The 22,834-nt window shown below is 44.6% G+C and carries 15 protein-coding genes, 3 tRNA genes and 3 rRNA genes; 1 reads left to right on the top strand and 20 read right to left on the bottom strand.

The features are described 5' to 3' along the window. Positions 1-22: 22 nt before the first annotated feature. The 9 genes from KFE17_15400 to KFE17_15360 form a co-directional block, all read right to left on the bottom strand. On the bottom strand, positions 23-274 hold the full coding sequence (locus KFE17_15400; protein QUO32153.1) for a kinase to dihydroxyacetone kinase: 252 nt from the start codon (positions 272-274) through the stop codon (positions 23-25). 330 nt (positions 275-604) lie between these two features. Continuing rightward, on the bottom strand, positions 605-751 hold the full coding sequence (locus KFE17_15395) for a helix-turn-helix domain-containing protein (GenBank protein QUO32152.1): 147 nt from the start codon (positions 749-751) through the stop codon (positions 605-607). Positions 752-927: 176 nt separating this feature from the next. Continuing rightward, entirely contained in the window at positions 928-1,452 is a 525-nt protein-coding gene (locus KFE17_15390; protein ID QUO32151.1) for a hypothetical protein, read from the bottom strand. 180 nt (positions 1,453-1,632) lie between these two features. Next, positions 1,633-1,703 (bottom strand) — tRNA-Trp (locus KFE17_15385). A 12-nt stretch (positions 1,704-1,715) separates the two neighbouring features. Continuing rightward, positions 1,716-1,789, bottom strand: a tRNA-Asp gene (locus KFE17_15380). 71 nt (positions 1,790-1,860) lie between these two features. Continuing rightward, positions 1,861-4,746: ribosomal RNA gene (locus KFE17_15375) — 23S ribosomal RNA — on the bottom strand. 202 nt (positions 4,747-4,948) lie between these two features. Beyond that, positions 4,949-5,021: transfer RNA gene (locus tag KFE17_15370), tRNA-Ala, on the bottom strand. Between the two features lie 22 nt (positions 5,022-5,043). Further along, positions 5,044-5,161 (bottom strand): 5S ribosomal RNA (gene rrf / locus KFE17_15365). Between the two features lie 58 nt (positions 5,162-5,219). Beyond that, positions 5,220-6,750: ribosomal RNA gene (locus KFE17_15360) — 16S ribosomal RNA — on the bottom strand. Together the 16S, 23S and 5S rRNA genes with 3 tRNA genes alongside form the textbook arrangement of a ribosomal RNA operon. An 893-nt stretch (positions 6,751-7,643) precedes the next feature. Here KFE17_15360 and trpS point away from each other — a divergent pair. Continuing rightward, on the top strand, positions 7,644-8,741 hold the full coding sequence (gene trpS / locus KFE17_15355) for a tryptophan--tRNA ligase (GenBank protein ID QUO32150.1): 1,098 nt from the start codon (positions 7,644-7,646) through the stop codon (positions 8,739-8,741). Between the two features lie 87 nt (positions 8,742-8,828). Here the strand turns inward: trpS and KFE17_15350 are convergent, their stop codons facing one another. The 11 genes from KFE17_15350 to purD all read right to left on the bottom strand — a co-directional run bounded on the left by KFE17_15350 (position 8,829) and on the right by purD (position 22,785). Continuing rightward, the gene (locus tag KFE17_15350) at positions 8,829-10,802 is read right to left on the bottom strand and encodes an ABC transporter ATP-binding protein (protein QUO32149.1); all 1,974 of its coding nucleotides are present in this window, start codon (positions 10,800-10,802) and stop codon (positions 8,829-8,831) included. Beyond that, positions 10,799-12,553: an ABC transporter ATP-binding protein gene (locus tag KFE17_15345; GenBank protein ID QUO32148.1), complete on the bottom strand. Its 1,755-nt coding sequence runs from the start codon at positions 12,551-12,553 to the stop codon at positions 10,799-10,801. Before KFE17_15345 ends, KFE17_15350 begins: the two co-directional genes overlap by 4 nt. 209 nt (positions 12,554-12,762) lie before the next feature. Further along, positions 12,763-13,563: a C39 family peptidase gene (locus KFE17_15340; protein ID QUO32147.1), complete on the bottom strand. Its 801-nt coding sequence runs from the start codon at positions 13,561-13,563 to the stop codon at positions 12,763-12,765. Positions 13,564-13,616: 53 nt separating this feature from the next. After that, positions 13,617-14,390, bottom strand: a complete 774-nt coding sequence (locus KFE17_15335) for a hypothetical protein (GenBank protein ID QUO32146.1) — start codon at positions 14,388-14,390, stop codon at positions 13,617-13,619. A gap of 15 nt (positions 14,391-14,405) precedes the next feature. Next, positions 14,406-15,833, bottom strand: coding sequence for a HAMP domain-containing histidine kinase (locus tag KFE17_15330; protein ID QUO32145.1), 1,428 nt, complete (start codon positions 15,831-15,833; stop codon positions 14,406-14,408). Next, the gene (locus KFE17_15325; protein ID QUO32144.1) at positions 15,830-16,489 is read right to left on the bottom strand and encodes a response regulator transcription factor; all 660 of its coding nucleotides are present in this window, start codon (positions 16,487-16,489) and stop codon (positions 15,830-15,832) included. The genes KFE17_15330 and KFE17_15325 overlap by 4 nt, the downstream gene beginning before the upstream one ends. A 103-nt stretch (positions 16,490-16,592) precedes the next feature. Then, the gene (gene radA, locus KFE17_15320; protein ID QUO32143.1) at positions 16,593-17,951 is read right to left on the bottom strand and encodes a DNA repair protein RadA; all 1,359 of its coding nucleotides are present in this window, start codon (positions 17,949-17,951) and stop codon (positions 16,593-16,595) included. A gap of 70 nt (positions 17,952-18,021) precedes the next feature. Next, the gene (locus KFE17_15315; protein ID QUO32142.1) at positions 18,022-18,435 is read right to left on the bottom strand and encodes an endosialidase; all 414 of its coding nucleotides are present in this window, start codon (positions 18,433-18,435) and stop codon (positions 18,022-18,024) included. Positions 18,436-18,523: 88 nt separating this feature from the next. Continuing rightward, complete coding sequence (locus KFE17_15310) at positions 18,524-20,959, bottom strand: ATP-dependent Clp protease ATP-binding subunit (GenBank protein ID QUO32141.1); 2,436 nt, start codon at positions 20,957-20,959, stop codon at positions 18,524-18,526. A gap of 15 nt (positions 20,960-20,974) precedes the next feature. Continuing rightward, the gene (locus tag KFE17_15305) at positions 20,975-21,343 is read right to left on the bottom strand and encodes a GntR family transcriptional regulator (GenBank protein QUO32140.1); all 369 of its coding nucleotides are present in this window, start codon (positions 21,341-21,343) and stop codon (positions 20,975-20,977) included. A 167-nt stretch (positions 21,344-21,510) separates the two neighbouring features. Then, positions 21,511-22,785 carry a phosphoribosylamine--glycine ligase gene (purD, locus tag KFE17_15300; GenBank protein QUO32139.1) on the bottom strand — a complete coding sequence of 425 codons (1,275 nt, stop codon included), beginning with the start codon at positions 22,783-22,785 and terminating at the stop codon, positions 21,511-21,513. Positions 22,786-22,834: the final 49 nt, after the last annotated feature.

Below are 22,834 nucleotides of genomic sequence, written 5' to 3'. Positions count from 1 at the left end.
AATCACCTCTACAACCTGGAATTTAGCCTTTTAAACCTTTCGCTTGCCTGTCCATATCCTCAATAACAATGTCGTAAATTTCTCCAAGCTGTGAACAGTATTCTAATACTTTCCATGGTTCGTTTGTATGAAAATGAATTTTTATAAGTTCTTCATCTCCAACTGCTAACAAACAATCTCCGTTAAAATTGTTTGTGAAATATTCGCTAATTTTATCTTCGTCAAGATTTTCGCCTTCTATTAAAAGTTGAGTATCATATTTAAATTCTAACATCTTATTATCCTCCAAATTCCGATTTATATATTTCTCTGTATTTACATTATACCATTTTCCACTACCTGCTACAATATTTCAAAATCTTAAGATTACTATTTTTTCTGCTTTTGAAAAGCTACTTAACCGTCCATAATTTGTAAAGGGTACTAAGCATTGCTTACGCAACAAGCCCTTGACAAATCATATCCCGATAAGTTTAGAGTAATCAAGCAGAAATGAAATAATATGTTGTTTCAAGCCAACGAAAAAGAGATACCAGCACATTTATGCAGTATCTCTAACTAGCATTATTCTTTTATTCGCAAGCAGGTAAACACAGATTATTCCTTAATATCCTTTTGTTTGGGAAACTCCACATTCCCATTTTGAAACAGACTTATCACTCATTCCCAACTTTTCAGCTAACTCTTTTTGTGTCAATCCTAATGCTTTTCTTTTTCCTGCAATATATTTTCCAATTTTTATCAAATCCATACGCGCCCTCCCTTCTGTTACTTTAATAATAACCTAACGCATCCTATTTTCACACCCCTCCAGAGTAGAATTTGTATTTTTTACTATGACCTATCCACCCGCTAATTTCTTTTCAATTTGAGAAATTTTTTCATAACTAAAAAAGATAACCAACCTCTGTTGATTACCTTCTCTTGTTAATCCGCAATTATCATAAGCCTAGACAGTTTTCCCTCATTTGGATTATCCATATGGTAATCATACGAAGCTAAATACTGTTGTTCTCCTACTACAACCATATTGCGAAACAGATCTAGCGCTTCCAATACTATAACGCACTTTTTATCTCCGTCAGCATTAGTAACTGTAATCGTGCCATTGCGATCATCGACACTTTGTATTGTTACTACCATCATAGCAGACCGTTCTTGTTTTTGAGTGTAAAAATATCTTGCTTGAAACACAAGCAAAACAACCAGGAGCAAGGCAAACCATTTATCTTCTCTAGTAGTCTTTTTCTGAAGTATTTGTTTGATTAAAATAATCAACCAAATAAGTGTTGCAAAAAGGCAGATAAACGGAATAAACGAAGAAATCTCATGAACACCATAACTTATGAGGGAGTAGATGCCATAAAACGAAAGCTCCTCTTGGATGCTGAAAAATCCCCATAATAAAAGACCTACTGCTATTCCAATTATTCTTTTTGTTATTTTCCTCATACTTAACACCACCTACTTCTTCTTAGCTTCAAATGTCCTGCATCGGTTGACATTTCAGATTCTACATTATACCCCAAAATCCATATTTTCGTATTTAATTGTATCATATTTCATATGTTCTGTCGTGTGTTCTATTAAATTTTAAGCACAAAAAAACCGCCGACTACTCGACGGTTTTAACAGGGGATGAGAGAATCGAACTCCCGCTAAGAGTTTTGGAGACTCCTGTCATACCATTTGACCAATCCCCTATATGAAATTAGCGACCCGGATGGGACTCGAACCCACGACCTCCGCCGTGACAGGGCGGCGCTCTAACCAACTGAGCCACCGGGCCAGGTCTTATGTACCTTCAAAACCACATACAAGAAATCTCATCCTTCGTTCACTTTCCTATCCTTACCTCACTTGGTTATGCCCTCGACCGATTAGTAACAGTCAGCTACATGTGTTACCACACTTCCACCTCTGTCCTATCTACCTCGTCGTCTTCAAGGGGTCTTACAACTTTCGTTGGGATATCTCATCTTGAGGGGGGCTTCACGCTTAGATGCCTTCAGCGTTTATCCCGTCCCGGCTTGGCTACTCTGCTATGCATTTGGTAATACAACAGATACACCAGCGGCCAGTCCACCCCGGTCCTCTCGTACTAAGGGCAGCTCCTCTCAAATATCCTACGCCCACGCCGGATAGGGACCGAACTGTCTCACGACGTTCTGAACCCAGCTCGCGTACCGCTTTAATGGGCGAACAGCCCAACCCTTGGGACCTACTTCAGCCCCAGGATGCGATGAGCCGACATCGAGGTGCCAAACCACTCCGTCGATGTGAACTCTTGGGAGTGATAAGCCTGTTATCCCCAGGGTAGCTTTTATCCGTTGAGCGATGGCAATCCCACTTTATACCACCGGATCACTAAGTCCTACTTTCGTACCTGCTCCACCCGTCGGTGTCACAGTCAAGCTCCCTTCTGCCTTTGCACTCTTCGAATGGTTTCCAACCATTCTGAGGGAACCTTTGAGCGCCTCCGATACCCTTTCGGGGGCGACCGCCCCAGTCAAACTCCCCACCTGACATTGTCCCCCAGCCGGGTCACGGCTGCTGGTTAGAAATCCAGTACTGCAAGGGTGGTATCCCAACAGCGACTCCATGGCAACTGGCGTTACCATTTCTCCGTCTCCCACCTATCCTGTACATGCAATACCGAATCCCAGTATCAAGCTGGAGTAAAGCTCCATGGGGTCTTTCCGTCCTGGCGCAGGTAACCAGCATCTTCACTGGTATTTCAATTTCACCGGGTGCATTGTTGAGACAGTGCCCAAATCATTACGCCTTTCGTGCGGGTCGGAACTTACCCGACAAGGAATTTCGCTACCTTAGGACCGTTATAGTTACGGCCGCCGTTTACTGGGGCTTAAGTTCAAAGCTTCGCTTGCGCTAACCTCTCCCCTTAACCTTCCAGCACCGGGCAGGCGTCAGCCCATATACTTCACCTTTCGGTTTCGCATAGACCTGTGTTTTTGCTAAACAGTTGCTTGGGCCAATTCTCTGCGGCCACTTTTACATGGCACTCCTTCTCCCGAAGTTACGGAGTCATTTTGCCGAGTTCCTTAACAATGCTTCTCCCGTCGGCCTTAGGATTCTCTCCTCATCCACCTGTGTCGGTTTACGGTACGGGTACAGTACAAACAATAGCGGCTTTTCTTGACGCATGGCTCACATACTTCGTTACTTATAGTTCACTCCGCATCACGTCTTCGGCTTATCACACGGATTTTCCTATGTGACACCTACCCCGCTTGCGCCGGTCTTTCCATTCCCGGCTTATGCTCTCCACACGTGTCCCCACAGTTCTGTCATACTGCAGTACAGGAATTTCAACCTGTTGTCCATCGACTACGGCTTTCGCCCTCGCCTTAGGTCCCGACTTACCCAGAGCAGATCAGCTTTACTCTGGAAACCTTAGATATTCGGCCTGGAGGATTCCCACCTCCATCTCGCTACTCATTCCGGCATTCTCTCTTCTTAACGCTCCACAGCTCCTTCCGGTACTGCTTCGCCGCCCTAAGAATGCTCCTCTACCAATCCATTACTGGATTCCTGAGCTTCGGTAGTGTGTTTCAGCCCCGGACATTTTCGGCGCAGGACCTCTCGACCAGTGAGCTATTACGCACTCTTTTAATGTATGGCTGCTTCTAAGCCAACATCCTGGTTGTCTTTGAAATCCCACATCCTTTTCCACTTAACACACATTTTGGGACCTTAGCTGCAGGTCTGGGCTCTTTCCCTTTCGACTACCCAACTTATCTCGTGTAGTCTGACTCCCGATAAGCATCACTACGGCATTCGGAGTTTGATATTCTTCGGTAAGCTTTGACGCCCCCTAGGAAATTCAGTGCTCTACCTCCGTGTGACTCTATCGAGGCTAGCCCTAAAGCTATTTCGAGGAGAACCAGCTATCTCCGGGTTCGATTGGAATTTCTCCCCTATCCACACCTCATCCCCACCCTTTTCAACGGATGTGGGTTCGGTCCTCCATTGCCTTTTACGGCAACTTCAACCTGGACATGGATAGATCACCCGGTTTCGGGTCTACTCCGGCTGACTTGGCGCCCTATTAAGACTTGGTTTCCCTTCGGCTCCGGACCTAAAGTCCTTAACCTCGCCAGCCGACGTAACTCGCCGGACCGTTCTACAAAAAGTACGCGGTTCCACTTTATAATGGTTCCACAGCTTGTAAACACAGGGTTTCAGGTTCTCTTTCACTCCCCTCCCGGGGTCCTTTTCACCTTTCCTTCACAGTACTATGCGCTATCGGTCACTAAGTAGTATTTAGCCTTACGGGGTGGTCCCCGCTCCTTCCCACAAGGTTTCTCGTGTCTCGTGGTACTCTGGATCCCGCTCGCTCTCTTCTATTTTCAGGTACGGGGCTTTCACCCTCTCTGGCTGGCTTTCCCAAAACCATTCTCCTAATATACGAGTCACTTGTTGCGGTCCTAACCCCCGGATGCACGCATCCGGGTTTGGGCTCTTTCCATTTCGCTCGCCGCTACTTTGGAAATCGATGTTTCTTTCTCTTCCTCCGGCTACTTAGATGTTTCAGTTCACCGGGTTCCCCTCCATACGTTATGGATTGGCGTATGGATACTTGAGGGCTTCTCAAGTAGGTTTCCCCATTCGGATATCTCCGGATCGTTGGATATTTGCTCCTCCCCGAAGCTTTTCGCAGCTTATCACGTCCTTCATCGGCTCTTAGTGCCAAGGCATCCACCCTGCGCTCTTTCTAGCATAACCAACTTGCCTTCGTCCACGGGAATGGACGTTAGCTACACATGCATAGCGTTGCATGCGTTGGTAATTAGGTTTGATTCATTTGAATCAGTGTTTCGAATAATTATTATTTAATAACAATTACCTCGGATGTCTTGATATTTTCATCAATTTATTTCTTATATGCGGTTTTCAAGGTACATTCTATGTGTGTCTTCCGACACAGTGGAGATAACGAGATTCGAACTCGTGACCTCCTGCTTGCAAGGCAGGCGCTCTCCCAACTGAGCTATACCCCCATAGAGTGTTTATTCTTTTATGATCTGGCGGCCACCTACTCTCCCACACCGTCTCCAGTGCAGTACCATCGGCCGCTTAGGTCTTAACCATCGTGTTCGGGATGGGAACAGGTGTCTCCCCTAAGCGCATCGCCACCAGAAGCATTGAGTACTTAATAACTCAACAATAGACAACAGCTCTTACTTCTTCTTCCTTAGAAAGGAGGTGATCCAGCCGCACCTTCCGATACGGCTACCTTGTTACGACTTCACCCCAGTTATCCGTCCCGCCTTCGGCAGCTCCTCCCCTAAGGTTAGGTCACTGACTTCGGGCGTTACTGACTCCCATGGTGTGACGGGCGGTGTGTACAAGACCCGGGAACGTATTCACCGCGACATGCTGATTCGCGATTACTAGCGATTCCAGCTTCATGTAGTCGAGTTGCAGACTACAATCCGAACTGAGACGTTATTTCTGAGATTTGCTCCAGGTCACCCTTTCGCTTCCCTTTGTTTACGCCATTGTAGCACGTGTGTAGCCCTGCTCATAAGGGGCATGATGATTTGACGTCATCCCCACCTTCCTCCAGGTTATCCCTGGCAGTCTCTCCAGAGTGCCCGGCCTTACCGCTGGCTACTGAAGATAGGGGTTGCGCTCGTTGCGGGACTTAACCCAACATCTCACGACACGAGCTGACGACAACCATGCACCACCTGTCTCCTCTGTCCCGAAGGAAAGGCAACATTACTTGCCGGTCAGAGGGATGTCAAGAGCAGGTAAGGTTCTTCGCGTTGCTTCGAATTAAACCACATGCTCCACCGCTTGTGCGGGTCCCCGTCAATTCCTTTGAGTTTCATTCTTGCGAACGTACTCCCCAGGTGGACTACTTATTGCGTTAGCTGCGGCACCGAACAGCTTTGCTGCCCGACACCTAGTAGTCATCGTTTACGGCGTGGACTACCAGGGTATCTAATCCTGTTTGCTCCCCACGCTTTCGAGCCTCAACGTCAGTTACCGTCCAGTAAGCCGCCTTCGCCACTGGTGTTCCTCCTAATATCTACGCATTTCACCGCTACACTAGGAATTCCGCTTACCTCTCCGGCACTCTAGAAGCACAGTTTCCAATGCAGTCCCGTGGTTGAGCCTCGGGTTTTCACATCAGACTTGCACTTCCGTCTACGCTCCCTTTACACCCAGTAAATCCGGATAACGCTTGCCCCCTACGTATTACCGCGGCTGCTGGCACGTAGTTAGCCGGGGCTTCTTACTCAGGTACCGTCATTTTCTTCCCTGCTGATAGAAGTTTACATACCGAAATACTTCATCCTTCACGCGGCGTCGCTGCATCAGGGTTTCCCCCATTGTGCAATATTCCCCACTGCTGCCTCCCGTAGGAGTTTGGGCCGTGTCTCAGTCCCAATGTGGCCGGTCGCCCTCTCAGGTCGGCTACTGATCGTTGGCTTGGTAGGCCGTTACCCCACCAACTACCTAATCAGACGCGGGTCCATCTCATACCACCGGAGTTTTTCACACCGTACCATGCGGTACTGTGCGCTTATGCGGTATTAGCAGTCATTTCTAACTGTTATCCCCCTGTATGAGGCAGGTTACCCACGCGTTACTCACCCGTCCGCCGCTCAGTCGCAATCACTTCAATCCGAAGAAATCCGTAATAGCGCTTCGCTCGACTTGCATGTGTTAAGCACGCCGCCAGCGTTCATCCTGAGCCAGGATCAAACTCTCGTTAAAAGTGTTTGTTCTTGGCGAATCAACTGCTAGCTAATTCATCCATAATTACTGTTTTTAGGTCGTTAGACTTTTGTGTCCAACTCGTTCTGAAATCTCTTTAAAGAAATTTTCAGGGTTGTTGTCTATTGTTTAGTTTTCAAGGTTCTCTGTCATTTGACAGCTCATCTAGTTTATCATAACTGATTTGCTTTGTCAAGAACTTTTTTATTTTATTTTTTCAAGTCCTTGTTGTCTTTGCGACAGCTCATTTATAATATCACATTGCTGTTTTCATGTCAACATCTTTTTTAATATTTTTTCAATTCGCTATTTGAACTGGATATTTATAAATATTTGTCAGATCCTGTCATGTCTACAGTGATTCTATTCTAGCATGTTACCTTTGCCATGTCAATCTCATTTTTTTCAAATATTTTCCAAAGATTTTGCATCATTTTTTTCTGAAACTCTGTCAAATGCACTGCGGAAATATTCCCTAAGCAAATCATAATTCTTGACACCCTTCTCCCCCGGTGTTACAGTATAGAAAAATCAATAACCAAACCGTTGAAGCGGAGATAACGGCAATGATGCCTTTACAGAGAGCCTGTGATGCTGAGATGCAGGTAAGAAACAAGTTGTCAAATGGACCGCTGAGGGTGCAGTCAAATGTGTTTTCTCACAGAGTATTCTGCAACGTGCTGGCATACGTTAGTTGCCGGGGATATGTTAGTATCCTGCTAAGCGTATGGGCATACCATAAATCAAGGTGGCACCGCGGATAAATTGTCTTATTCGTCCTTGACAGAATTATCGTTCTGTCCGGGGCGTTTTTTATTTTCTGTTTTATGATTTTTCATGATTGACTTCTCTTTGGCAGAACAAAACAGTTATTATGTGAAAGGAGCTTTCAAATGAACAAAATTATTTTAACGGGAGACAGACCAACCGGCAGACTGCATCTTGGACATTATGTCAGTACACTAAAACGACGGGTAACACTGCAAAATTCAGGTCAATATGATAAAGTCCTGATTATGATTGCAGATGCACAGGCACTCACAGACAATTTCGACAATCCGGAAAAGATCCGACAGAGCATCATCGAGGTAGCTCTTGATTATCTGTCGGTAGGACTTGATCCGTCCATTTCAACTCTGCTGATCCAGTCGCAGATTCCTGAACTTACAGAACTTACTTTCTATTATATGAATCTGGTGAATACAGCAAGACTCTACAGAAACCCCACCGTCAAAGCAGAGATGCAGTCAAAACACTTTGAAGCAAATCTTCCGGCAGGCTTTCTCTGTTATCCAATCAGCCAGGCTGCAGATATTACCGCATTTAAAGCAACAACAGTTCCTGTCGGCGAAGATCAGCTTCCGATGATTGAACAGACACGGGAAATCGTCCGAAAATTCAATTCTATCTACAAGGATATTTTAGTGGAACCGGAAGCATTACTTCCGCAAAAGAAAGTCTGTCGGCGGCTGCCGGGGACAGATGGAACGGCAAAAATGAGTAAATCTCTCGGAAACTGTATTTATCTGGCGGATACGCCTGATGAAATCCGGAAAAAAGTTATGGGAATGTTTACCGATCCCCTTCATATCCAGGTTTCAGATCCGGGACATATCGAAGGAAATACTGTATTTACCTATCTTGACGCCTTTTGCGAAGACCGCCATTTCGCACAATATTTACCGGATTATGCCTGTCTGGACGAATTAAAGGCACACTATCAGAGAGGTGGACTCGGGGATGTAAAATTAAAAAAATTTCTCAATGAGATTCTTCAGGAAGAACTGGAGCCTGTCCGCAAAAGACGGGCAATATACGAAAAGGACATTTCTGCCGTTTATGAAATACTAAAAGAAGGAAGTGAGCAGGCGCGCGCCATTGCAGCAGAGACACTTGATGAAGTGAAAGATGCAATGAAGATCAATTATTTTGCCGATGCAGCTCTGATTGAATCACACCGACACAAATACGAGGACGAAACTCCGGCATAAAAAAATCGACGGCAGGGATAACATAATCATATGCTTTCCCTGCCGCCTTATCTGCATTGGCACACTGTCCTTTATATACTTTTTATACTACACAATCTGAAGATCATACAGATTTTTATACATACCGCCCTTTTTCAACAACTCCTGATGTGTTCCCGATTCCTGGATCTGTCCTTTATGCATAACAATAATCTGATCTGCGTGCTGTATCGTTGACAAACGATGTGCAACCATAATTGTTGTACGGCCATTCATCAGTCTGGAAAGTGCATCTGTAATCAAACTCTCTGTTTCCGTATCAATATTCGCTGTCGCTTCATCCAGTACAAGGATTTTCGGATCATAGGCAAGCGTTCTCGCAAAAGACAAAAGCTGCCGCTGTCCGGCTGAAAAGGTACTTCCCCGCTCCGTTACCGGTTCATCATAACCGCCCGGAAGTTTTTCGATAAAGGAATCGGCATTTACTGTTCTGGCTGCCGCTTTTACTTCTTCCAACGATATCTTGTCATTGTTCAGCGTAATATTTCCCTTAATATCTCCGGTAAAAATAAATACATCCTGCTGCACCTGTCCGATAGCTCCTCTCAGCACATCTGTGTCAATCTCCCGAATGTCAACGCCGTCCAGAAGAATCTGTCCTTTCTGAATATCAAAATACCTTCCGATCAGATTAAGGATTGATGTCTTTCCGGCGCCTGTCGCCCCGACAAATGCCGTTTTTTGTCCAGGCTCGATCACGAAGCTTACATCTTTTAGGATATAATCATCCTTCTCATATGCAAACCACACATGACGAAACTCAATCTTTCCCTTGATATCGATTGGTTTTGGCTGTGGCGGATTCACAATCTCCGGCTTTTCATCGAGAATTGCAAAAATCTTCTCCGCAGAAGCAAGGGCAGACTGAAGCGTACCAAACTGCTCTGCCAGCTCCTGTATCGGTTCAAAGAAGGAACTGATATAGGTAATGAAAATAAATAATGTACCAAGTGACAGTGTTCCGTCAAGCACTGACCTGCTTCCGGTTCCAATCACGATTACCATTGCCGCGATTGATACAAGATAGATCGATGGCCGAAATACAGCAAATGTCATCGTCTCACGCCAGTTTGCCCGGTACAGCTCATACGATTTCTTTTCAAACTTCCGATATCGTTCTTCTTCCCTCGCGAAAATCTGGATCAGCTTCATACCGGAAATATGCTCTGACAGAAATGTATTCAGTTCTGTAATTTTATTTCTTGTAATCTGGTATGCCTTTCTTGACAAAAATCGGAATACAAACGTAAGCACCGTAACAAGCGGTAAAAGCAGAAATGAGATTCCCGCCATCCGCACATCAATCGAAAGCATGACAACGGCATAGCCGATAATCTTCACAATATTTTTAAACAGCTTCACAAGGATCGTCGAAAACAGCTCGTTGATTGCTTCGGTATCGTTTGAAACACGCGTGACAAGTTTTCCGACCGGAGTTGTATTAAAGAAATTCAGCGACAAACTATGAATATGAGCGAATACTTCTTCTCTCATCTTGTAAATAATATTCTGTCCCATTTTCTGGAGCATCCATGTATCTACCGCATTTAATACAAACCCAAGCGCCAGCATCAGAAGATAAACGCCTGCCGCAAGAAGAATCCCATGAAAATCACTTTGCCTAAGTTCTGTCAGCTCATCGTGCAAAAGGAGCGGTGCGCCTGCATCCACATATGTCTTCAGCACGCTATTTTCTCCTTCTTTTAACTCGCGGCATTCATCTGCATTGATTTCTTCTGCCATATAGTATTTGTCGTGATATAGAAAAATCTGATAATACTTCCCGTCACTTTTCGGTTTTCCATTATATCGTTCCAGATAGATACCGTGATAAGACACCGCATCTTCATCTGTCTTTTCGGCCTCTATATACGGATGATAATATCCATTAATATAATCATCAATTGCATCGCCAATAATAATCGGACGGTACAATTCCACAACAATAATTCCAAGAACAAGGATTGTCGCGATCATCATGACCCATTTATGCGGTTTCAGATAAGATAATAAACGTTTCATGAGATCTCACCTCCCTTTGCTGCCTCAAGCTGCTGCTTTTCAAACATATCATGATAAATCCCCTTCCGCGCCATCAGCTCAGCATGGTTTCCGATTTCTTTCGCTTCCCCGTCTTCCAGCACCATAATAATATCCGCGTTCTGGATTGTCGAAATGCGGTGTGCGATCAGAATGGTTGTCTTACCTGCACGGTTTTTTCTGAGATTTGTTAAAATATGTTCTTCTGTTTTCGTATCAACTGCTGACAGCGCATCATCCAAAATTAAGATTGGCGCATCTTTCATAAGGGCACGCGCAATTGAGCTTCGCTGTTTTTGTCCGCCGGATAGTGTTACACCGCGCTCTCCGACAATCGTTTCATATCCATCCGGAAATGCAACAATATTTTCGTGAATGCAGGCAGATTCCGTTGCCCGCACGATTGCATCCATATCTTCCTCTTCTGCTCCAAATGCAATGTTGGATTTCAGCGTATCTGAAAACAGAAAATTATCCTGAGGCACATACGCAATATTTTCCCGAAGCGTTTTTAAAGAAATAGCATTAATATCTTTCCCATCGATCAAAATCATACCCGGCTTCGTATTGTAGAGGTGCAGAAGCAGATTCACAAGTGTTGACTTTCCATTTCCGGTACGCCCGATGACCGCAAGCGTTGTTCCGGCAGGTACATCAAGAGAAATATGCCTGAGTGTCGGCTCGCTATGTCCGCGGTGGATGAATGTCAGATCACAAAATCTGATATCGCCTTTTATTTTCTCAATATCTTCCGCGTCCTCACGGTCAAAGATCTCCGGCTTTTCTTCCAGGACTTCCTGGATACGCTTAATGGACGCTGCTCCCTGTGAGAACATGTTAATTGCATCTCCGCAGGCAAGCATCGGCCAGACAAGCATATTAATATACTGGTTAAATGCAACAAAGCGTCCGAGCGTAATATCTCCGGCAAGCGCCAGATAACCACCGTATAAAAGTGCAGCCAGTGTTGACAGGCCAATGATAACATCAAGAAGCGGCATGATTACTGACTGAAGACGCACTACATCAAGATTGCGCTCCATTGTATTTTTATTTTCTTTTGCAAATGCGTACCGCTGTGCTTTTTCCTGCACGAACGCCTTGACAACTCTGACTCCGGAAAAGCTTTCCTGCACAAAATCCGTCAAATCCGACACTGCTTCCTGGCGCTTGCGAAAACGCCTGTGCATCACTTTTCCGTAATAGATTTCCCCGACACAGATAAGAAACATGGGAATGATTGCAATGAGTGTCAGCTTTACATCGACATAAAGCATCATCTGACAAATAACCATGATCGTCATTACAACTGCATCAAACACACAGATAACCGCCGGCCCGATGGACATACGCACCGCGTTCAGATCACTTGTAAAACGTGTCATCAGATCTCCTGTTTTATGCTCGTTGTAATACTCTACGCTCATCTCTTCCAGATGCCGGAACATTTCATTTCGCAGTTCCCGTTCAATCGCTCTTGCCGATCCGAAGAGAAAATAGCGCCACAAAAATCTGCCGACTGCCAGTGTCAGTCCGAGCAAAAACAGCGTCAGCAAACATGACTTTACACCATCCCACCCCATTGTCCTTGCAGTCAGGCCGTCTGTGATCGTACCGGTCATTTTCGGAATGAACAGATTCGCAAAATCTACGACAAATAACGTAATAATTCCGACGATGTACTGAATGCGGAATTTCTTCACATACTGCATAATAAATTGAAACGAATTCATTTTCACCCTCCTCATTCTATTTTGTTTTCACTATTTTAATTATATAATTTCCATCTTCAAATAGCAATTAGAACATCGTACAAATTAGAATCCGGTACAAAAAATATGTGTCCGGAAAAGTCTCCTGTGCATAGAAAAATTTCCGGAGATTTTTTCATCCCCGGAAATATTTTATAACAGATATTCTTATGGTTTTCCTGCACAGCGATTTATTTTTCTTTCAGAATAAGCGCGTACTCCCCTACCTGCCTGTAATGCCGGAAGAACGATTCCCGCGGATATCTGACAACCCCCTCCTGCGGGTCGCACACTGTCACTTCGTCTTCGTCATAATCGACAAGGACAAGCACATGTTCATTCGACGGCCACTCGAAATAATCCTCCGTATAGACACCGTCTCGAATAAGATACCAGCCTCTTCTGTGCTCAATTTCTAAGTTTTTGCTGGAAGACCAAATACAGACCGGAATGCCCGTATCTACAAGCTCCAGAAGCTCTTCTTCTGATTTGTGATAGAGCGGCACTGCGTTATGCCTTGCGCCTTCTCTGTCAATCACCTGCTGCATCGCTTCTGCCAACACATTCGGAAATGCTCCATAACTCGAAACCTCTTCCGGATCACCGACAAACACCTCATCCGGATGTCCTCCATAGAGCCGCCCGTCTCGCTCTGTAAGCGGCAGACGTTTCATGGCTCCAGCCACATCCATCTTATCCGCCTCATACCCATATGCCTTAAGAAGCATTGTTCCCGCAGTTGCCTCACACCCTGTCGGGAGCTCCGGGTTCTGCAAGATGCATGTCACTGCACGCTTCTTTTTCACTTTCATTTTCTCCCCTTCTGAAAGTGCATTAAATAAGATTTCTTCTTTGGAATCACCTTCCTGATACCGCATATTGTCGTTTCGCATTGCAGCTCCTACTATTATAAAAAATACTCCCATAAAGGCACAGAAAACATTTCTTACTAGTTGTTTTCTGCGTTCCCGTTTTTCCTTCCGCCGTTTCATATCTATCACCTCTGTTTCTGATAGAATCATCATAGCGGAAGTCTGTTTCCAACTTACCTCATACTTGTATCATCTTTGCAAACTGTACTAATCTCGATCATTTTTTCCCCACGGTATAAATAATAAGATATTTGCATATCTTTTCCATAATCACATATAATGCCCTTTCCATCCAGTTCTGTTTCCTCCACTGCACCTGAAAGATTTTTTCTCTCCTTCTCTGCTGGACGCATACCGATGTATTCTCCCCACGCATCCTTCATTTTTTCAAACGAGAGTTCCATACTGTTGTCTTGTATAATTTCTGCATACAATTCCATGATCTTCCCGCTTTCTTTTTCAAGACTGAGCGAGAGATATCCATAATCTGTTCCTGATACCGCAATCTGATATACAGTCACCCAGTTTGCCTGTTTATCAGTAAAGGTCTCGATCTCATACCATTTTTCTCCACGGGGAAGTTCTATTTGATATTCCTTTGGTAAAATCCCAAGCTCTGTCAATGTCTGAAGCTCCTGCTCTGCCGCAATACAGATTTCCTCGATTCCTTCCACAGAAATTCCGTCGTCTTCCTGCCAAATATCCGAATCTGAAATAACCGGGATACTATGCTTTTCATTCTGATAGGTAATCGTACTTCCTTTGGCGTACAACGCGATTTTCTCCGGAAAACTGAGCGTATTTTCTTCTTCCTTCCTATCTTCTTTTATAACAATATTGTTCAGAATCCTCTCATTTTGGATTTTCGATGCAAGAAACGGTGAGAAAATACATCCGACAATAACAAGCACCGCGCCCCCTGCCGCTAGCATATATTTTCCTTTCATTTTTTCCCACCTGCCTCATCGTACTTCCGGAAACTGTATTATAACTTTCGTTCCGATGCCTTCTTTGCTGCTGATTTTCATCTTCGCATGATGCAGCTCCACAATCCGCCTGCTGATTGCAAGGCCAAGTCCCACGCTTCCGCTGCCATCATTTTTTCTCGACTTATCGCCCATATAAAAACTCTCCGTTACCCGTGGAAGATCCTCTTTCGCAATCCCCTTTCCATTATCTATGACAGCAATCTCAATGATATGCTCTTTTTCTTCTGCTGTTATCCGTATTTTTCCTTCCCTCTCAAACGCTTTTATACTGTTATCAATCAGATTTAGAATCACAGATTTCAAAAGTTCCGGATCGGCACGCAGCATAAGATCATCCTGCGCATTTACTGACAAACAGACATCATGCTTTTCACATACTGGCGCCATCTCACCTGCAATCTCTTCCAGAAATCCCGGAACCCATATATTTTTCTTCCGAATCTCTGCTTTTTCAAGCACAGTAATATCCATCATTTTCTTTGCCAGTGACTCCAGACGTTTTCCCTGCCGGAAAATGTAATCACCATACTGCATCCTTGTCTCCTCCGGCATCTTTCTTGTCCGGAGCATTTCTGCATAGCCAATGATCGAAGTGAGCGGTGTCTTAAGTTCATGAGCGAAGCTCCCCGTAAACTGTTCCTGCCGTACGGCCGCCATCCTTAATTCTTCCATACTGCTGTTAATCCGTTCACCCATCTTGTTAAACTGCTCTGCCAGATGCCCTAATTCATCCTGCCCTGTGACCTGGATCCGCTCTGCGAAATTCCCTCTCGCAAATTCATTAACCCCCGCAGTAAGCCGTTGGATTGGACGCACAATCCACGCTGTCAGAACTACTGCTGCCAAAATCGTTACAGCAAAAAGGGCAAACATACAACGCATATAAATCTCATACATATCATCTTTCTGTTGAAATATCCCTGTAATATCTCTGACAAGCTCAATCTGCACCCCGCGCTCTGCAATTTCCTGAAAGCTCACAAAATGAAGCGCATAGCTTTCTCCGGCTCGAAGGATTATGTATCCCTCTCTCCCTTTATCAATCTTCTCAATCAGTTCCCGGACTCCCCTGTCAACGGTAGTCTCATCTTCTTCGGCCTCTTCCAGCAGTTCTCCGGCCTCGCTGTACAGATTCACCTGCACTGTCTTTTTATTATCCGCAAGGCGTACCGTTGAACTTCCTTCCAACAGCTCTTCATCCGAGACAACACCATCTTTTTCAAGCATGAGCACAGAAACATTCAGTGATTTCCCGAATGCTTTGCTCTGCATATCAGCTTCCTCGATTTCCCGTGCAAGCTCCGACTTAAAAAAACTGTAGATTAAAATGTGGCCGCTGACGCAAAAAACAACTGTCGTTACCGCCATCACGCTGAAAAATATTTTCCAAAACAGTTTCATTCCTTCTCCTCCAAACGGTATCCGATCTTATATACCGCAGTGATCTGCTCCTCCAACCCGAGTTTTTTGCGGATGCGCTGAACATGAAGGTCAACTGTACGGCTATTTCCCGTATATTCTTCCTGCCAGACTTCTTCATAGATCCGGTCACGGTAAAGCGCAATATTCTTATTCCGCAAAAACAATACAAGCAGTTCATATTCTTTTGCAGTCAGGCTCACCGGTTCGCTGTTTCTCGTCACGCGATGTGAACGAAGATCCACTTTGACCGCCCCGCACGCCAGTATCTCTTCCGCCTTGTGATACCTGCGCAGCACCGTCTCCACCCTGGCAAGAAGCTCTGCCAGTTCAAACGGCTTTGTAATATAGTCTTCCGCTCCCATGCGAAGCCCCTTTACTTTATCTGCCACTTCACCCTTTGCGGTCAGAAATATAACCGGAATCTCCATCGGCCTGACAAATTCCAACAGCTCATATCCATTGGCACCCGGAAGCATAATATCGAGCAGTACAAGATCAAACCGCTTCCGGATCAGAATGTCTGCCGCTTCATCTCCGTCCGCAGCACATGTACATTCATAACCGGCTTCTTTTAAACTGATCCGCAAAAGCTCACGGATTGGCGCTTCGTCTTCTACGATTAGTATTGATATCATCGTTTTTCTCCCTCATCCGTTTTCCATGAAATTATCTTTATGGCAAATGATTTTACATATAAATTCACTTTAGATTATAGAGCATTTTTGTATCTGATTTGTATCAAATGTACTGTACCGCCTCATTTATTGTCTTTACGCCGATGATCTCGATGCCTTTGATTGCCTGAACTGTTTTCAGTGACACTGCCGGCATAATGCATCTTGTAAATCCAAGTTTCTTCGCTTCATTTACTCTTTGTTCCGGCATACTGACCGCACGCACTTCGCCGCTTAACCCTACTTCGCCAAATACAATTGTCTCATCACTAATCACACGATTGCGATAACTTGAGACAAGCGCAAGAACAATTCCAAGATCAATCGCCGGCTCTGTCATCTTAATGCCTCCTGCGATATTGACATAAGCATCATAATCTGCAAGCCCCATACCAAGACGCTTCTCGAGAACTGCCATCAGAAGATTTACCCGGTTGTAATCTGTTCCCGCTGCTGTTCTCCGCGGCATTCCAAAACCGCTGCGGCTCACAAGTGCCTGGATTTCAATAAGGATCGGTCTTGTTCCTTCCAATGAACATGCCACAACCGATCCGGAAGCATTTTCCGGCTTTCCGTTTAACATAAATTCCGAAGGATTTGCCACTTCCACAAGTCCTGTCTGCTGCATCTCAAATACTCCGATTTCATTTGTAGAACCAAAACGATTCTTGACTCCTCGCAAGATCCGGTAAGATGCATGTCTGTCTCCCTCAAAGTAAAGCACCGTGTCAACCATATGCTCTAAAACACGCGGGCCCGCCACGGTTCCTTCTTTCGTCACATGCCCTACAATAAAGATAACAATGCCAAGACCTTTCGCCAGCTGCATCAACACATTTGTCGATTCCCTCACTTGTGAAACGCTTCCCGGAGCTGATCCAACTTCTTCATTGTACATCGTCTGTATGGAATCGATGACAACGATCTGCGGACGATTGGATTCAATCACACTCCTAATCGTGTCAAGATTTGTTTCGCAGAGAAGTGAGAGCGTCTCTGAAAATTCTCCAATCCTGTCAGCCCTCAGCTTAATCTGCCGAAGCGATTCTTCTCCTGAAATATAAAGAACACTGCGCTTTTGACCGGACAAATTCCTGCACACCTGCAGCAGCAATGTAGATTTTCCGATTCCCGGATCCCCTCCCACTAAAATCAGTGACCCCGGCACGATTCCGCCTCCAAGTACCCGGTCTAATTCGTGAATATCTGTATGGATCCGGTCTTCTTTCTCCACCGAAACATCACGAAGCGTCACAATCTTTGCTGATTTTGCTGCCCGCACTGTGGAAACTGTTTTATTTCCTTCCATCGGTTCTTCTACAAACGTATTCCACTCTTTGCATGCCGGACACTGACCGGACCATTTTGCAGATTCATACCCACAGTTCTGACAGAAAAATACACTTTTCTTTCCTTTCGCCATATATTCCTCCAAATTCAAAATAAGGCTGCAGAAATCTGCAGCCTCTTTCTTACCCTGTTCCGTTCTTTCACTAATCTCTTACAATCTTTACACAAACCGCCTTTGTCTCAGACAATTCTGCACTGACACTCAGCTTTCCACTCAGGTTTGTTGTCATCTTACCGACATTCACATCGTCCATATATACTGTATATTCCTGTTCCGGTTCAAGTTCCAGTGTAAACTGTGCATCCTTCGGACCGGAAACCTGAAATACGATTGTGTTCTCTGTTACTTTCAGGTTTTCTACCGCTGTACCCGGAACGGATTCATATACAAACATACCGTTCTTTTCAAGCTTTGTAATTTCCTGAAATGTCTTGACTTTATATAAATCTCCCTGATATTCAAAACCATCCAGTTTTGTCTTGGAGTCTAATGTATAATCTCCAAAGCTAAGTCCTCCATCAGCTTCTACTCTTAATAGTTCTTTGACTGCAGCCATTTTACTTCCTCCTATTGTACGTTAGCGCTTTTGCGCCTGTCATACTGCTTTTTTATATCGTTATTATATAATAAAATATTCTGTTTTGCTAGTTTTTTATGTTCTTTGGAATAAATTTTATCTCGCCTTTTGCAACTGTCACATCCACATCCATTCCGGATTGAATATGCTGGTCAAGAATTTCCTCCGCCATCTTATCTTCCAGATACGTCTGTACTGCACGGCGAAGCGGTCTTGCACCAAACTTCCGGTCAGTTCCTTTCTCAACAATATACTGTTTCACACTATCGCGAATATGAAGCTCAACCTGAAGATATTCTTTTGCACGCTTCGCAAATTCACGGCACATCAGACCGGTAATCTTCTTCATATGCTCTTTATTCAATGCATGGAATACAATAATCTCATCAATCCTGTTCAAAAATTCCGGGCGGAATAGCTGTTTTACTTCTTCCATGACATTGGATTTCATTTTCTTATAATCAGCCGCCTCATCTTCATTTACAATAAAACCAAGTTTTTTCGGTTCAATGATAGACTTTGCTCCTGCGTTCGATGTCATAATAATGACTGTATTCCTAAAATCTACCTTTCTTCCCTGTGAATCCGTAATATGTCCGTCATCCAATACCTGAAGCAGAATGTTAAATACATCCGGATGCGCTTTTTCAATCTCATCAAACAAGATTACCGAATATGGATTGCGCCGCACTTTCTCGCTCAGCTGACCGCCGTCTTCATGTCCGACATACCCCGGCGGAGATCCGATCATCTTAGATACACTGTGTTTCTCCATATACTCAGACATATCAATTCGGATCATTGCTTCTTCATCGCCAAACAGCGCTTCTGCCAATGCCTTTGAAAGTTCTGTTTTGCCGACACCTGTCGGTCCGAGAAACAGGAACGAACCAATCGGTCTTTTTGGATCTTTCAGTCCAACGCGGCCTCTTCTTACCGCCTTTGCCACAGCCGTTACTGCTTCTTCCTGCCCCACAACACGCTTATGGAGTGTCTGCTCTAATTTTCTTAACTTTGTACTCTCGGATTCTTTTAATTTTGACAGCGGAATTTTCGTCCATGCGGATACAACCGAAGCAATGTCATTCTCTGTGACACTCAACTGCTTTCTTCTATTCCCCTGACCGGCACGCTTTTTCATCTGTTCCAGTTTTTTTAGCATCTCTTCCTGCTCATGGTGAATAGATGATGCCCGCTCAAGATCTCCATTTTTAATACAGCTTTCTTTTTCCGCTGCAAGGATCTGAAGCGCTTCTTCCATCTTTCCGATATTTTCCGGAACTTTGAAGCCTCCCAAACTCACTTTAGAGCAGGCCTCATCAATAATATCAATTGCTTTATCCGGAAGATTCCGGTCATTGATATAACGTGCAGAAAGCTGTACTGCCGCCTGAAGTGCTTCTTCTGTGACACTGACATGATGATGCATTTCATACTTGGATACAATCCCTTTCAGAATCTTCATACATTCTTCCTGAGACGGTTCTTCCACCATTACCGGCTGAAAACGCCGTTCCAAAGCCGCATCTTTCTCAATATATTTTCGATACTCCGCAATCGTTGTCGCTCCGATCAACTGCAGATCGCCGCGGGCCAGAGACGGCTTCAGAATATTTGACGCATCCATAGCGCCTTCGGCACCGCCCGCTCCGATGATTGTGTGTACTTCATCCAAAAACAGGATAACATTTCCCGCATATTTTACTTCTCTGAGCAGACGCTTCATCCGTTCTTCAAATTCCCCACGGTATTTCGAACCGGCGATCAACGCAGACAGATCCAACGTCATGATTCGCTTCTGCTTCATTCCATCCGGGACAAGTCCCTCCGCGATCCGCTGAGCCAGACCTTCGATCACTGCTGTTTTCCCAACCCCCGGCTCTCCGATCAGACATGGATTATTCTTCGTTCTCCGACTCAGAATCTGCATCAGACGTTCAATCTCTTCCTCCCGTCCAATGACCGGATCTAACTTCCCGTCTGCTGCCTCCGCCGTCAAATCTGTACTATACTGTGTAAGAACGCCATCTGCCCCCGGATCATTCTTCTCTTCCAGATAGGTTCTCGGATCTTCTCCAATTGCCGTCAATACATCTTGAAGCACTTTCTTTAGACTAATCCCTAGCGTAGTCAGAATTCTGGATGCCACACAATCCACATCCAGAACAAGCGCAAGAAGCATATGCTCTGTTCCTGCTTTCTCAGACTGAAGTTTCTGTGCTTCCATCTTACTTTCTTCCAAAATACATTCTAACCGCGGACTGATCCCCGGTTTATTTGTCTCATCTTTATAATCTCCCACAGTTGTTACAAGCTGATCGATTATCTTATGGATATCTTCTTCCTTAACCTTATTTGCTGCAAGCACCTGTCCCGCCACACCTGTAATCACATGGCTTAATCCCAACAGCAAATGTTCCGTTCCTATATATGGATGGCCTGACTGTCTGGCCTGTTTTCTGGCCTCTTTCAACACCTCTTCTGCCTGTCTTGTAAACTCCATCGATTCCCTCCTGCTCTACTTATATTCGTCAAATATCTCATCTACCAGCTCATGCACTTCTTCTCTGCTGATATTTTTACATCTTGCTTTTGCAAGAATTACTTTTAGTTTTCCCCTCATATCTTCAATCGCTTCCAGCTTATCGACATCTACCGCGATCACAGCTCCCCGTCTCCGGTCAAGCTGAATGAATCCTTCCTGCTTTAATACCGTATATGCTTTATTTACGGTATGCATATTAATGCCGATATGATCCGCCAACTGACGGACGGACGGAAGCGCTTCTCCCTCCTGTAATGCGGATGTTGCGATCCCCATAATGATCTGATTGCGAAGCTGAATATAAATCGCCTCATCACTGTTAAAATCAATCTCGATGAACATTTGTTTCACCCCTTCTTTTGTATACGGAAACCTTACCGGGATCTTCCCTTTTTCATGTGTGACATCGAAAAATGTTTCTCACAAAACACAACGCACAGTGTTATATTTATATTATAACACTGTGCGCTTATTTACAAGGATTAAATTTTCTTTTCCTTCACAGAAACTTATGCCTCATCAATGGCTTTACCGATATCATGACGCATATATTTATTTGCAAAATTTACCCATTCTGTTGCCCGGTACGCATTTGCACGCGCTTCCTTCAGATCTGCACCTTTCGCAGTCACTCCAAGCACACGTCCGCCATTGGTAACCAGCTCACCCTTTTCATTAAATTTTGTTCCGGCATGGAAACAATAATATCCTTCGTGCTTTTGAAATTCGTCCAGACCTGTAATCGGAAGTCCCTTCTCATAAGCAAGAGGATATCCGTCAGAAGCAAGCACAACACAGACTGCTGCATTTTCTTCAAATTCCAGATGAATCTGATCCAGCGTTCCATCTACACAGGCTTCCATCACTTCAATAATGTCTGTCTTCATACGCGGAAGCACAACCTGAGTCTCCGGATCTCCAAAACGTGCATTATATTCCAGTACCTTTGGCCCCTCTTCTGTAAGCATCAGTCCAAAGAAGATAATTCCCTTGAATTCACGTCCTTCTTCACGCATTGCATCTACCGTTGCCTGGAAAATGTGTGCCTGACAGAACGCTTCCACTTCTTTTGTATAGAACGGACTCGGTGAAAATGTTCCCATACCGCCGGTATTTAATCCGGTGTCTCCGTCTCCTGCACGTTTATGATCCTGCGCGCTTGTCATCGTACGGATTGTTTTTCCATCTACAAACGAAAGTACGGAAACTTCTCTTCCTGTCATAAACTCTTCCACAACCATCGTATTTCCGGCAGTACCGAATTTCTTATCCTGCATGATTTCTTTCACGCCTTCTTTTGCCTCTTCCAGAGTCTGGCAGATCAGAACCCCTTTTCCGAGCGCAAGACCATCTGCTTTCAGAACAATCGGCATTTTTGCTGTTTCCAGATATGCAAGCGCTGCATCTGCATCTGTAAACGTCTCATAATCTGCCGTCGGAATATGATACTTCTTCATCAAATCTTTTGAAAATCCCTTTGAACCTTCTAAAATCGCAGCATTTTTGCGCGGTCCGAATACCCGCAGCCCTTCTGCTTCAAATACATCAACAATTCCGCCTACAAGTGGATCGTCCATTCCTACAATTGTAAAATCTACCTCATGCTCTTTCGCAAATGCAGCCAGTTTTTCAAATTCCATTGCGCCAATATTTACACATTCTGCAAACTCTGCAATGCCTGCATTTCCCGGTGCGCAATAAATCTTCTCTACTTTCGGACTTTTGGCAACACTCCACGCAATCGCATGTTCTCTTCCGCCGCTTCCTACAATTAATACTTTCATGTTTATTTCCTCCTTATAAGCACAACAGGGAAGACTCACGTCCTCTCAT

The sequence above is a fragment of the Faecalicatena sp. Marseille-Q4148 genome (assembly GCA_018228665.1).
In the GTDB taxonomy this organism is placed as follows: Bacteria; Bacillota; Clostridia; order Lachnospirales; family Lachnospiraceae; genus UBA9414.
The sequence above is the reverse complement of the archived record's forward strand: the minus strand, read 5'-3'. Positions and strand labels throughout refer to the sequence as shown.

Excerpts from the sequence above, each read along its gene's own strand:
- KFE17_15400 (QUO32153.1), bottom strand. The coding sequence starts at position 274 with ATGTTAGAATTTAAATATGATACTCAACTTTTAATAGAAGGCGAAAAT.
- KFE17_15395 (QUO32152.1), bottom strand. The coding sequence starts at position 751 with ATGGATTTGATAAAAATTGGAAAATATATTGCAGGAAAAAGAAAAGCA.
- KFE17_15390 (QUO32151.1), bottom strand. The coding sequence starts at position 1,452 with ATGAGGAAAATAACAAAAAGAATAATTGGAATAGCAGTAGGTCTTTTA.
- trpS (QUO32150.1), top strand. The coding sequence starts at position 7,644 with ATGAACAAAATTATTTTAACGGGAGACAGACCAACCGGCAGACTGCAT.
- KFE17_15350 (QUO32149.1), bottom strand. The coding sequence starts at position 10,802 with ATGAAACGTTTATTATCTTATCTGAAACCGCATAAATGGGTCATGATG.
- KFE17_15345 (QUO32148.1), bottom strand. The coding sequence starts at position 12,553 with ATGAATTCGTTTCAATTTATTATGCAGTATGTGAAGAAATTCCGCATT.
- KFE17_15340 (QUO32147.1), bottom strand. The coding sequence starts at position 13,563 with ATGAAACGGCGGAAGGAAAAACGGGAACGCAGAAAACAACTAGTAAGA.
- KFE17_15335 (QUO32146.1), bottom strand. The coding sequence starts at position 14,390 with ATGAAAGGAAAATATATGCTAGCGGCAGGGGGCGCGGTGCTTGTTATT.
- KFE17_15330 (QUO32145.1), bottom strand. The coding sequence starts at position 15,833 with ATGAAACTGTTTTGGAAAATATTTTTCAGCGTGATGGCGGTAACGACA.
- KFE17_15325 (QUO32144.1), bottom strand. The coding sequence starts at position 16,489 with ATGATATCAATACTAATCGTAGAAGACGAAGCGCCAATCCGTGAGCTT.
- radA (QUO32143.1), bottom strand. The coding sequence starts at position 17,951 with ATGGCGAAAGGAAAGAAAAGTGTATTTTTCTGTCAGAACTGTGGGTAT.
- KFE17_15315 (QUO32142.1), bottom strand. The coding sequence starts at position 18,435 with ATGGCTGCAGTCAAAGAACTATTAAGAGTAGAAGCTGATGGAGGACTT.
- KFE17_15310 (QUO32141.1), bottom strand. The coding sequence starts at position 20,959 with ATGGAGTTTACAAGACAGGCAGAAGAGGTGTTGAAAGAGGCCAGAAAA.
- KFE17_15305 (QUO32140.1), bottom strand. The coding sequence starts at position 21,343 with ATGTTCATCGAGATTGATTTTAACAGTGATGAGGCGATTTATATTCAG.
- purD (QUO32139.1), bottom strand. The coding sequence starts at position 22,785 with ATGAAAGTATTAATTGTAGGAAGCGGCGGAAGAGAACATGCGATTGCG.